10 protein-coding genes are annotated in these 12,265 nt (G+C 63.9%); 8 read left to right on the top strand and 2 right to left on the bottom strand.

Annotated elements, in window-relative coordinates; genetic code table 11:
* Positions 1 to 325 precede the first annotated feature (325 nt).
* The 4 genes from ccoG (at position 326) to ccoS (ending at position 5,347) form a co-directional block, all read left to right on the top strand.
* Positions 326 to 1,756: a cytochrome c oxidase accessory protein CcoG gene (ccoG, locus tag VLR48_RS15995; RefSeq protein ID WP_325292746.1), complete on the top strand. Its 1,431-nt coding sequence runs from the start codon at positions 326 to 328 to the stop codon at positions 1,754 to 1,756.
* A 102-nt stretch (positions 1,757 to 1,858) separates the two neighbouring features.
* Positions 1,859 to 2,383, top strand: a complete 525-nt coding sequence (locus VLR48_RS16000) for a FixH family protein (protein ID WP_325292747.1) — start codon at positions 1,859 to 1,861, stop codon at positions 2,381 to 2,383.
* Between the two features lie 121 nt (positions 2,384 to 2,504).
* Complete coding sequence (locus VLR48_RS16005) at positions 2,505 to 4,931, top strand: heavy metal translocating P-type ATPase (protein ID WP_414718619.1); 2,427 nt, start codon at positions 2,505 to 2,507, stop codon at positions 4,929 to 4,931.
* 197 nt (positions 4,932 to 5,128) lie between these two features.
* Positions 5,129 to 5,347, top strand: a complete 219-nt coding sequence (gene ccoS, locus VLR48_RS16010) for a cbb3-type cytochrome oxidase assembly protein CcoS (protein WP_325292748.1) — start codon at positions 5,129 to 5,131, stop codon at positions 5,345 to 5,347.
* A gap of 181 nt (positions 5,348 to 5,528) precedes the next feature.
* On the opposite strand, the gene VLR48_RS16015 is transcribed toward ccoS, so the two are convergent.
* Positions 5,529 to 6,089 carry a carbonate dehydratase gene (locus VLR48_RS16015; protein WP_325292749.1) on the bottom strand — a complete coding sequence of 187 codons (561 nt, stop codon included), beginning with the start codon at positions 6,087 to 6,089 and terminating at the stop codon, positions 5,529 to 5,531.
* Positions 6,090 to 6,442: 353 nt separating this feature from the next.
* Positions 6,443 to 8,077 carry an alpha-D-glucose phosphate-specific phosphoglucomutase gene (locus VLR48_RS16020; protein ID WP_325292750.1) on the bottom strand — a complete coding sequence of 545 codons (1,635 nt, stop codon included), beginning with the start codon at positions 8,075 to 8,077 and terminating at the stop codon, positions 6,443 to 6,445.
* 305 nt (positions 8,078 to 8,382) lie between these two features.
* On the opposite strand from VLR48_RS16020, the gene htpG reads away from it, so the two are divergent.
* From htpG to VLR48_RS16040, 4 genes are all read left to right on the top strand, one after another.
* Positions 8,383 to 10,302 carry a molecular chaperone HtpG gene (gene htpG, locus VLR48_RS16025; RefSeq protein ID WP_325292751.1) on the top strand — a complete coding sequence of 640 codons (1,920 nt, stop codon included), beginning with the start codon at positions 8,383 to 8,385 and terminating at the stop codon, positions 10,300 to 10,302.
* 198 nt (positions 10,303 to 10,500) lie between these two features.
* Positions 10,501 to 11,160, top strand: coding sequence for an adenylate kinase (gene adk, locus VLR48_RS16030; RefSeq protein ID WP_325292752.1), 660 nt, complete (start codon positions 10,501 to 10,503; stop codon positions 11,158 to 11,160).
* 196 nt (positions 11,161 to 11,356) lie between these two features.
* Positions 11,357 to 11,734, top strand: coding sequence for a thioredoxin (trxA, locus tag VLR48_RS16035; protein ID WP_325292753.1), 378 nt, complete (start codon positions 11,357 to 11,359; stop codon positions 11,732 to 11,734).
* 105 nt (positions 11,735 to 11,839) lie between these two features.
* Positions 11,840 to 12,265: DUF1249 domain-containing protein (locus VLR48_RS16040; protein ID WP_325292754.1), on the top strand; the 426-nt coding region annotated here is incomplete at its 3' end.

The raw sequence follows: 12,265 nt of genomic DNA on the forward strand, positions 1-12,265 counted from the left end.
TCGAGGGGGATCTGAGATCCCCCTTTTTTTGTACCGTAAAGAGCTTCTGAATCAACTGGTTGCGCTTGCGAAAACGCATGGCTAAAAAGTATGTTGAGGCGTAAGCTGGTTAATTGATGGATGCGGCGATCGGGTGATCTCGACCGGATGATCTCGGTGGGCCGACGTCGCTCTCTGGTGGATCCGTTCCACCGGATTTGATCCCCCGGTCTGATCGGCCGGACCACGCCCGCGTCGCCTCCCCCTCGCGCGCCACCAAGATGCGCCTGCACAGCAACGCTCGAGCGCGCCTGTCGTAACCTTGACCCCGTCGTGGAGATGGTCAGTGAGCACGAATCCTGTCGCAACCCAAACCGCCGTCGACGACCTCTATGCCGAGGCCGAGCATTGGCATGTCAATACCGGCGGGGAGACGATTCACGCCAAACGTCTTGCCGGGCGGTGGCGCACCCTCAAGTGGGCGGCCGCGTCGGTCTGGTTGATCTACTTCCTAGGCCCCTACTTGCGCTGGGACGGCCGACAGGCGGTCTTGTTCGATATCCCGAACCGGCAATATCACATCTTCGGCGCGACGGTCCTTCCTCAAGACTTCTGGATGCTGTCGCTGTTGTTGCTGTTCTTCGCCATCCTGCTCGCCGTGGCGACGGCATTGGTCGGGCGTGTCTGGTGCGGCTATTTCTGCTTCCAGACGGTGTGGACCGACATCTACACCTGGATCGAGGAGAAGCTCGAGGGAAGTCCGCCGCAGCGCCGCAAGCTCGACAAGGCGCCCATGTCCCTGAGCAAGTTTCGGATCAAGGCGACCAAGCACGCACTCTGGCTGTTGATCGGCTTCATCACGGGTATCAGCTTCGTGGCCTGGTTTACGGACGCACCCGCGCTATGGGGTAGCTTCTTCGCCGGCGAGTCCGGTCCCGTGGCCTACATCACGGTGGCGCTCTTCACCGTCGGCACCTACGGCCTTGCCGGTTTTATGCGCGAGCAGACCTGTTTCTGGCTCTGCCCCTACGCGCGAATCCAAGGCGTCATGCTCGACAAGACGACCATCGTGCCGACCTACGATCTCGCGCGCGGCGAGCCGCGCGGGCGCGTGAAGCGGGGCGAATCGGGCGAGACGCGCACGGGCGGCGACTGTGTGGACTGCAACCAGTGTGTTGCCGTCTGCCCGACCGGTGTCGATATCCGCAACGGGCAACAGGAAGGCTGCATCACCTGTGCGCTCTGCATCGATGCCTGCGACCAGGTCATGGACAAGGTCGGACGTCCGCGTGGACTGATCCGCTATGCCTCGCTCGACGAGCTTGAAGGATTGCCCACCAAGACACTCTTGCTGCGTCCGCGTGTCTGGGTGTACGCGGCGATCATGAGTGTCGCGCTTGCCGGGATCCTTTACGGGTTCTCCACCTTGGCGGCGATCGACCTCAAGGTCCTGCACGAGCGCGCGCCGCTGTATGTGCGGCTCAGCGACGGATCCATCCAGAACAAATACACACTGAAGATCCTCAACAAGATGCCCGAGGAGCTCTCCGTGCGGATCAGCGTGACGGGCCCCGACGGCTTGACGCTCGTCGGCGCGGACGAGCCGATCACGGCACCGCCGGGCGGGGTGACCCCAGCGGTCGTCTTCGTCAAGGTGCCGAAGCGTTCGCTCGACGGCGAACAGCATCCCGTGCAGTTTCACGTCGAAGCGGCGAGGCCGTCCGGTGCCGTGGTCGAGGCCGACCGGGAAAGCGTCTTCATCGGGCCGCGTCGCTAGGCCGATGCGGGCGATCGAGAGCCGACGCCTGCGTCGGCTCTCTCGAGGCGGTAACCGGACAATCCGGGGAATAGCGACAAGAGATTAAGACGAGATAAAGCGATGAGCTCCATGACCGGCACCACTGAATCCCCCTCCAAACCGACCCCGGCGCTGCGCAGTCCCTGGGTTCTGGCCTGGATCGGCCTGATCGTCACGGTGCTGGCCGTGAATCTGATCTTCGTGTTTCTCGCGATCCGCACCAATCCAGGCTTGGTCAACGCGAACTATTACGAACGCGGCCAAGACTACGAGCGCACGATGGTTTCGCGCCTGGCGCGTGATCCGGGTTGGCTGATGCGGGCGGATATTCCAAAGCCCTTGACGGCCGGTGCGGAGGAATCGATTCGCCTGGTTCTGGTCGACCGGGCCGGGCAGCCCGTCGATGTCGACGAGGCGACCTTCTACGCCTATCGACCGTCGGATGTGTCGCGCGATTTTGCGGTGCCGATGATTCGCGAGGCCAAGGGCCGTTATTTGGTCGAGACATCCTTTCCGCTGATCGGCGTTTGGGACATCCTGATCGCCGCGAAGACCGGCGAGGACGAATTCAGCGTCGGCGAGCGTGTCAACGTCGCTCGCCCCTGAGGTCCGAACGCCTCCGATTTCCAGCTCCGAAGCTGAATCGGTATCGGATGCGTCTTCGGCCGGAGCGCGCTGCTTTCACTGCGGTCTTCCGGTCGCCGAATCCGCGCGGGAGAGCGCCTACATCGCCGGGCGCGAGCGAGACTTCTGCTGCATCGGCTGCAAGTCGGTCTGCGAGGCCATCTTCGCCGCAGGACTCGAGGGTTTCTACAAGCGCACCCCCGAGGGCGAGATCTTCGGTCCGCCTCCCGAGCCGCCGAAGGATCTTGCCGTCTTCGACCTCGACGCCGTGCAGGAGGAGTTCACCGACACCGCCGGCGAGTCCCGCGAGATCAACCTCCTGGTCGAAGGCATCCACTGCGCGGCCTGTGTCTGGCTGATCGAGAAGGGGCTCTGTGCAATGCCGGGGGTGGAGGAGGCCCGTGTCAATCTGACCGGCCGGCGGCTGCGCGTGCGCTGGGACAACGGGCGCCTGAAGCTCTCCCGGATCCTGCGCCGACTCGCCGATCTCGGCTATGCCGCCGCGCCATTCGATCCCGAATCCGCCGAGGGTGCGATCGGTCGCGAGAACCGCGCCATGCTCTACCGCATGGCCTGGGCCGGTTTCGCGATGATGAACCTCATGTGGATCTCGATCGCGCTCTATGCCGGTGCCGATCAAGGCGAGTTCCGCGGTCTCTTTCAGTGGCTCGGCTTCGCCATCGCCACACCCACGCTCCTCTATTCGGGCGCGCCCTTTTTCCGAGGGGCCTGGTCCGGTCTGCGCTCGAGCCATCTGAGCATGGACCTACCGATCGCCATCGGTGTGACGACCACCTACATCTACTCTCTCTATGTCACGCTCGGCATCTCGCGCATCGGCGATGTTTACTGGGACACCGTCGTCAATTTTCTCTTCGTGATCCTGGTCGGGCGCTATCTCGAGGCGATCTCGCGCCGCAAGGCGGTGGCCTCGTCACAACGGCTGCTCGATCTGCAGCCGAAAGTCGCGACCCGGCTGGACGGGGAGGACGGCAAGACCGAGTCGGTTGTTCCCGTGCGCGCACTCAAGCTCGGCGAGCGCGTGCTGGTGCGTCCCGGCGAGCGGATCCCCGTCGACGGGGAGGTGATCGCGGGCGGCAGCGGGGTGGATGAATCCATGCTGACCGGCGAGTCGCGACCGGTCGCCAAGGCGATCGGCGATCAGGTGGTTGCGGGTACCATCAACGGTGCCGGTGTCCTGACGGTGCGCATCGGTGCGTTGCTGCGCGAGACCGCGCTGGGTCGCATCATCCGGCTGGTCGAGGACGCCCAAGCCAGCAAGGCCCCGATTCAGCGGCTTGCCGACCGGATCGTGCCCTGGTTCGTCGCGGCAACCCTCGGTCTGGCGACCTTGACCTTCCTGATTTGGATGCGGACGGATGTCGAGGTCGCAGTCATGGCGGCGACGGCCGTGCTCATTATCACCTGTCCCTGCGCCTTCGGAATGGCCACGCCCATGGCGGTCGCCGTGGCGACCGGGCTCGCCGCCTCGCGCGGCATCCTGGTGAAGAACGGCGCCGTGCTCGAGCGACTCTCCTCGATCGATCATTTCGTCTTCGACAAGACCGGGACACTGACCATCGGACGGCCGACCGTGACCGGGCTGGCGAGCGCGCCCGGTGGTTGGCGCTTGCTCGACTGGCCGCACGACCTGACCGCTGACGAGCGGGAGATTTTGAGCGCGCTCCAGGCGCTCGAACGGCTCTCCGAGCATCCGATTGCCGCCGCCATCCTGAACCTTTGCGAGCGTGCAGAGATCGGCCGCATCGCCGCGCCGGTGGATGCGGTCGAGGTTGCGCCCGGACTCGGGATCAAGGGGCAGGTCGACGGCGTGGAGATCCTTGCGGGCTCGCGGGAGTGGTTGATCCGCAACGGTGTGCAGCCTTGGCCAGACGAGGCGGAGCAGTCGGCCGGGACATCGGGTCTTGTCCATGGCGCGCGAGCCGGCCAAGAGGTGCTGCGGCTCGGCGTCGCCGATCCGCTGCGTCCCGATGCCGCACGCGTCATTGCGCGGATGCGCGAGCGCGGGATCCGGGTGACACTCCTGAGCGGCGATCGCCGCGAGACGGCCGAGGCGATCGCAGCCCAGCTCGGAGGCGGGATCGAGGTCATCGCCGAGGTAATGCCCGAGGACAAGGATCGGGTGATCGCCGACCTTCAGCGCGACGGGCATCGGGTCGCCATGGTCGGCGACGGGGTGAACGACGCGCCTGCCTTGGTGCGGGCCGATGTCGGCATTGCCATGGGGAGCGGGACCGATGTCTCGATCGCCAGCGCGGATATCGTCCTCATGTCCAGCGAGCTCGGGCGTGTCGAGGAGGCGGCCGGACTGTCGCGACGCACCCTTCGGACCATCCGCCAGAACATCGGTATTTCGGTGGTTTACAATCTCATCATGGTCCCGCTTGCGATGGCCGCCGTCATCACGCCCCTGATCGCCGCCGTCTCGATGCCGCTCAGCTCGCTGGCGGTCATCGGCAACTCGGCGCGGATTCGTGCGGTCTTCAAGCCGCGCGACGCGGGCGCTTAAACCCAGAAAGAGCAGTTGATCCGCAAAGGCGCAAAGGACGCAAAGTAAAACAGGAACTTGCAATTATTTATTTTTTAATCTCTTAAACCGCGCCAGCTCCGACGGTCATCGGAGCCGGCGCGGCCAATCCATTCGACCAAGTTACGCATACCGCAATGGGCGCGGTTTAACGGCATGAAGTGGAGGTTCGATCGACGATGGACGTGATCTACGGCCTGATCCCCGGCATGCTGGTCCTCGGACTCGCTGCGGTCGCCGTGCTCTTCTGGGCGACCCGAACCGGCCAATATGACGATCTGGACGGCGACGGTCGGCGTATCCTGATGGACGAAGACGAGGAGGATGTCGACCCGCGGCGTGCTCCCCCCATGGACGCCGAGCCTGATCTGAATCCAACTGAATCCCGTCGCGAGTGATCCGCCAGGTGAGACGCGCTATCGACGCCGTACCAATTAAAGACCTCAGTAGACGACGGGATTCAGGAGATAAAAAACCGAAAAATAATGACTTAAACTTCGGCATTCACCGGCGATCCAGGGGGCTCCGACATCACCGGAGCCTACCCACATCTCAAGCCCCAAAAGGCCGAGGTTTAATTTAGAACTCGTTCTGGAGGCGTTTGTACCCCCGCACCAAGTCGACATTGGCTCGGATCACGTCCTCCGAGAACTCGCTCGCTTGAGGCGTGACCCGCCGGATGGAGTCCAGATCGGTCGAAGGGCCGATGCGCGTCGTGGAGGGGACGTAGAACTCGGGCGGGAGGTCGCAGCCGTCCACGACGGCGTTGTGACGGACGACGCAGCCGTCCCCGACGCGACAGTTGAAGAGCACGCTGTTGAAGCCGATGAACACCCGATTTCCGACGGAGCACGGGCCGTGGACGATAGAGCGATGCGCGATCGAGGTGTTGGTCCCGATCGTGACCGCCGCGCCGGACTTCGAGTGTATGACCACGCCGTCCTGGATGTTGGAGTTGGCGCCGATCACCACCGGCTCCATCTCCCCCCGCGCATCGACCTCGTCGGCTCGGATGACGGCGTAGGGGCCGACAAAGACGTTCTCGTGGATGATGACCTTCCCGCAGATGATGGCGGTCTTGTCGATGTAAGCGGACTCGTCGATCACCGGCAGATCGCCGGAGGGGTTCTTGCGGATCATTCTGAATGCCTGTTTGGATAAGCGTTTGGCCGCGTCGAGCGCCGAAACGCCTCGCTCTACGCCGATTCGACAGCCCGCGCCGCAGACGCTCTAATCCGGCCCGGTGTAGGTTGCGTCATGGGTTGGAGTGGTTTGGCCGCGGCAGCTCCGACGATTGTCGGATCTCAACCGCGCCCCGCGCGGTATGCGATGTTTTTGGATGGGATCGGCCCCGGCAGACATGACGACCGCTGGAGCCGGCGCGGTTTAAGGTCCTAAAAAATAGGTCATTTTAAAGCGCGTCTCCGCTAAGGGTTTTGGATGCACCGAGCGTTGAGATCACTCGAAAATGAGCATCTCGCTCTGGACGCGCTTTAGGTGACGACGTCCGGCTCGCTGCGCCCGGTCCGTGCCTCGATCTGAGCGAGCTCGCGCGCGATCAGGATGAGCGGCTGCATCGCCTCTTGGGTGTCGCGTTGATGACGCTCGGGATCCGGCTCGAAGAATTCGAGATAGATCCGCAGCGTCGCGCCCTCGGTGCCCGTGCCCGAGAGACGAAAGACGACGCGTGCGCCGCTCTCGAAGCCGATGCGGATGCCCTGGCGCTCCGAGCGGCTGCCGTCGATCGGGTCTGTGTAGGCGAAATCATCCGCGTAGCTCACCGTCTGATCGCCGAGCCGCCGGCCGGGCAGGCCCGGCAGGAGGATCCGCAGGTGGTCCATCAGACCTTCCGCCGCAGTTGCGTCGACCGACTCGTAGTCATGTCGGGTGTAGAAGTTGCGGCCGAAACGGCGCCAGTGCTCGGCCAGGATCTCGGCGACCGACTGTTGGCGTACAGCCAATAGGTTCAGCCAGAAGAGCACGGCCCAGAGACCGTCTTTCTCGCGGACATGATCCGACCCGGTGCCGAAGCTCTCTTCGCCGCAGAGCGTAATCCGACCCGCGTCGAGCAGATTGCCGAAAAACTTCCAGCCGGTCGGGGTCTCGAAGCACTCCACGCCCAACTGATCGGCCACGCGATCCGCGGCCTGGCTGGTCGGCATGGAGCGCGCGATGCCGCGGATGCCGGCGCGATAGCCGGGCACCAGGTGCGCATTCGCCGCAAGCACCGCGAGGCTGTCGCTCGGGGTGACGAAGCACTTCTTTCCGAGGATCATGTTGCGGTCGCCGTCGCCGTCCGAGGCCGCACCGAAGTCCAGCGCATCCGGTCCTTCGGTCATGGCCACCAGCTCTTTGGCATGCGCGAGATTCGGATCCGGGTGCCCGCCGCCGAAGTCCTCCAGCGCCTCGCCGTTCAGTACGGTGCCCGGTGCCGCGCCTAGGCGCGCCTCGATGATCTCTTTGGCGTAGGGTCCGGTCACCGCGTGCATGGCATCGAAGCGCATGCGGAAGATGCCTGAGTTGAACAACTGATGGATGGCGTTGAAGTCGAAGAGCGACTCCATCAGCTCGGCGTAATCGCTCACCGGATCGATGATCTCGACCTCCATGTCGCCGATGCGGACCGTGCCGAGCGTGTCCAGATCGGTCGCCGGGCAGTCGAGGGTGCGGTACTCGCGGATGGTTTGGGTCCGCGCGAAGATGGCGTCGGTCACCGACTCCGGCGCGGGTCCGCCCGCCGCGATGTTGAACTTGATGCCGAAGTCGCCGTCCGGGCCGCCTGGGTTGTGGCTCGCCGAGAGGATGATGCCACCGCGGCTGCGGTACTTGCGGATGACGCAGGAGGCGGCCGGTGTGGAGAGGATCCCGCCGCGCCCGACCAGCGCGCGTTTGACCCCGTTGGCGGCCGCCATGCGCAGGATGGTTTGGATCGCCTCGCGATTGTAGTAACGTCCGTCGCCGCCGACGACCAGTGTCCCGCCCGTGACATCGGTCTGGGTGTCGAAGATCGCCTGAACGAAGTTCTCCAGATAGTGCGGCTGCCGGAACACATCGACCTTCTTGCGCAGGCCGGAGGTGCCGGGGCGCTGCCCATCGAATGGTGTTGTCGCGATCACTTGCGGTTGCATCTTCAACCCCTTGACGTGTATTGACATGGCCGGAGCCGGTCATTATTTGGCCGGCTGCGGGCGCGAGGGCGTGCCTCCGATCGGGTCTCGCCAGCGGCGTCGGCGGGCTCTGTCGGCGAGGCAGGTTCCAGTCCCGAAAGGCGTACTCGCGCGGCATTGTATCCCCGCAAGCCCATGCGACAATACCGGATCGGCTCGGATGCGCGCCGCCAGGGCACCGCGACGGCTGTCGGGCGGCAGTACGCGTCGCCGGGATACTCCCATCAATTCAGTTGGATCGAAGAACGATCGAGGTACTACAAGCAATGACAGTCGAAGCGCACAAAGAAACACTGGAGTTCAAGGCCGAGGTCAGCCAGGTGCTGGATCTCGTCATCCGTTCGCTGTACTCGAACAAAGAGATCTTTCTGCGCGAGCTGGTCTCCAACGCCTCCGACGCGGCCGAGAAGCTGCGCTTCGAGGCGCTGAGCGATGACGGGCTCTACGAAGGCGAGAGCGATCTGCGCATTCGCGTCGAGGTCGACAAGGAGGCCGGCACGCTCACGGTGTCGGACAACGGGATCGGGCTCAGCCGCCAAGAGGTGATCGACACCATCGGCAGTATCGCCAGCTCCGGCACGCGCCGATTCGTCGAGGCGCTCTCGGGCGATCAGGCCAAAGACAGCAAGCTGATCGGCCAGTTCGGCGTTGGTTTCTACTCGGCCTTCATCGTAGCCGACAAGGTGACCCTGATCTCGCGTCGCGCCGGGCTGGGTGCCGAGCACGGGGTGCGTTGGGAGTCCGACGGCCGCGGCAGCTTTACCCTGGAGACGCTCGAAAAACCCGGACGCGGTACGGATGTCATCCTGCACCTGAAGGACGACGAGAAGGATTTCCTGGATGCCTGGCGTCTGCGCAGCATCATCGGCAAGTTCTCCGACCATCTCGCCCTGCCGGTGGAGATGCGCAAGGAGCTTTACGGCGAGGAGGCCGAGAAGGCCAAGGATGCACCGCCCGAGTACGAGCAGGTCAACCGTGGCACCGCGCTGTGGATGCGCAACAAGTCGGAGATCACGGAGGAGGAATATCACGACTTCTACAAGCATGTGTCGCACGACTTCGATGTCCCGCTCGCCTATGCCCATAACCGGGTCGAGGGGACGAACGAGTACACGACGCTGCTCTTCGTGCCCAAGCGGGCGCCCTGGGACCTCTGGGAGCGTGACGCCAAGCATGGCGTGAAGCTCTACGTGCGCCGCGTCTTCATCATGGACGAAGCCGACAAGTTGATGCCGCACTATCTGCGCTTCGTCAAAGGTGTGGTCGACTCGGACGACATGCCCTTGAACGTCTCGCGCGAGATCCTGCAGCACAACCGCAAGATCGACACCATCCGCCAGGCCAACACCAAGCGGATCCTCGGGCTTCTGGATACCTTGGCGAAGGACGAGCCCGAGAAGTACGCCGAGTTCTGGGACGAGTTCGGGCGCGTGCTCAAGGAAGGTCCGGCCGAGGACTTCGCAAACAAGGAGCGTATCGCCGGTCTGCTGCGCTTCGCCAGTACGCACGGCGAGGGCGATGCCCAGCGCGAGTCGCTCGACGGCTACCTGGAGCGGATGAAGGAAGGGCAGGAGAAGATCTACTACATCACTGCCGACAGCGCGGCCGCTGCGCGTCACAGCCCGCATCTCGAGGTCTTCCGCAAGAAGGGTATCGAGGTGCTGCTGTTGTCCGACCGCGTCGACGAGTGGTTGGTCAGTCATCTCGCCGAGTACAAAGGCAAGACGCTGCACTCGGTGGCCAAAGGCGATCTGGATCTCGGCGGGTTGGCCGATGCCGAAGAAAAAGAGGCGAAGGAGAAGGCTGCGGCGGAGCACGGCGGGCTGCTCGATCGGCTCAAGTCCACGCTGGGCGAACGGATCGAGTCGGTCCGGCCGAGCACCCGTCTGGTCGACTCCCCGGCCTGTTTGGTCGTCGGCGAGCACGACATGAGCGCCAATCTGGCGCGCGTGCTCAAGGCCGTCGGTCAGAGCGCACCCGAGAGCAAGCCGATCCTGGAGGTCAATCTCGACCACCCCCTGGTTAAACGCCTGGAGTCAGAGACCCAAGACGACCGCTTCGCCGATCTCGCACTCATCCTGCTCGATCAGGCTCAACTCGCCGAGGGTGGGCAGCTCGACGATCCGGCAGCCTTCGTCGCGCGTCTCAATAAGCTGATGCTCGGCATGATGATCGCCGGTCGTTGACGGTCGCCGCGGCGACCGCATGAGGTTGTCTTCCCGCGCCGGCCACTCTTGGCCGGCGCGACAGCGTGGGGCGATCGTCGGAGTCACCCCCGGTCATAAGCCCGACCAATCCTGCGATGGATTTGTTCTGTGGTCGTCTCGAATCGGACTGTGGCACACTCGGGCGCACCTTTAAAAACATCACTGAGGGAAAGCGAAATGCGCGTCATCCTATTGGGCGGCCCGGGCGCGGGAAAAGGCACGCAGGCCGGCTTCATCAAGGAGCACTTCAAGATCCCGCAGATCTCCACCGGCGACATGCTGCGTGCGCATGTGAAGCAGGGGACCGATCTGGGCAAGGCGGCCAAGAAGATCATGGACGAAGGCGGCTTGGTCTCCGACGACATCATCATGGGCATGGTGAAGGCCAGGATCACGGAAGACGACTGCAAGAGCGGATATCTGTTCGACGGTTTCCCGCGCACCCTCGGTCAGGCCGACGCCTTGAAGGCGGCGGGCGTGGGGGTCGACGTGGTGGTCGAGATCGACGTGCCGGACGAAGAGATCATCCGCCGCATGTCGGGTCGCCGCGTCCATCCGGCCTCGGGCCGGACCTACCATGTGGTCTTCAACCCGCCGAAGGAGGCCGATAAAGACGACGAGACCGGCGAGCCGTTGATCCAGCGCGACGACGACCGCGAGGATACGGTCATGGAACGCCTGCGCGTCTATCACGATCAGACCGAGCCGCTGATCAACTATTACTCGGCATGGGCCGAGCAGGGCGGCGACGGCGCGCCCCGATATGTCAAGGTGACCGGCATCGGCTCTGTCGAGGGGATTCGCGACGAGATCATCGAGAAGCTCTCCGCAAGCTGACGCCGTTCCGAGCGCGCGTCGCCGAGCACATGTCGTCGGCGCGCAGCACCCGGTGTCGGGTCCGGCCGTGCCGGTCCGAGCGGCTCACGCGGCTCCGTAATATCCCTGTTTCGAATCGGTGAAACTGCCGAAGGGCCGGGATTCTGCTACCATCCCCGCCAACGTTTCATCGCCGAATTCATCGCAGGATATCCTTATGGCCGTAATCGAGCTCGACGGGACCAATTTCGAACAAACGATCCAGGACAACGCATTCGTCGTCGTGGACTTCTGGGCGCCCTGGTGCGGCCCGTGCCGATCCTTCGCACCCGTCTACGAGAAGGTGTCCGAAGACCTGGCCGATGTCGTCTTCGCCAAGATCAACACCGAAGAACAACAAGAGATCGCGGGCCACTTCCATATCCGCTCGATCCCGACCCTCATGATCTTTCGCGAGCAGATCATCATCTTCTCGCAGCCCGGCGCCCTTCCGGAGAGTCAGTTTCGAGATCTCCTGACCAAGGCCGGGGAGCTCGACATGGTCGAGGTCAAGCGTCAGATCGCGGAGCAGGCCCAGGCCTCCGGCAACGCTTAGCTCGACAGTCACGCACCTTTCTCGGTTCCGGTTTATATGCAGCGCGCGTGCCACCCTTGGGCGACCGCCTGCGTCCTGTCGGGTCGCCCCAACGTCGGCGCGCTGATGAGTCTCTGCGAAGAAAACTTCGTGCGCCTCGCCCGTTTGGTCCCTGATCTGGTTGCGCGCCCCTCGGGTGTCTACGGCTCGCGTTGCTCGGACGGGGTCGATCTCTATCTCGAGGTCCAGAAGCAGGCGCGCTTTACCACCATCCTTCGTCTGACCTATCTCTTCCCCGTCCAAGGGGTTGTCCTCCCGGATCCGGATGCCCGCTTGAGGGTGTATCACGACGCCCGTCAGGTCGAGGTGATCGACCTGCGTCAGACCGTCCTGCCGCTGCGGGCCGATTATCGTGCGCCCGCGCTGGTCGATAAGTGGCAAGCGAATGCCTTCATCGGCAAATGGCTAAGCTATTGTCTGCGGCAGGGGCGGGTCTTCGCAGATGCGCCGGTCACTCCCCCGGCGTGCGCGTCCGGCGCGCGGGTCACGCTC

Origin of the sequence: Thiocapsa sp., assembly GCF_035467215.1 — a bacterium.
In the GTDB taxonomy this organism is placed as follows: Bacteria; Pseudomonadota; Gammaproteobacteria; order Chromatiales; family Chromatiaceae; genus Thiocapsa.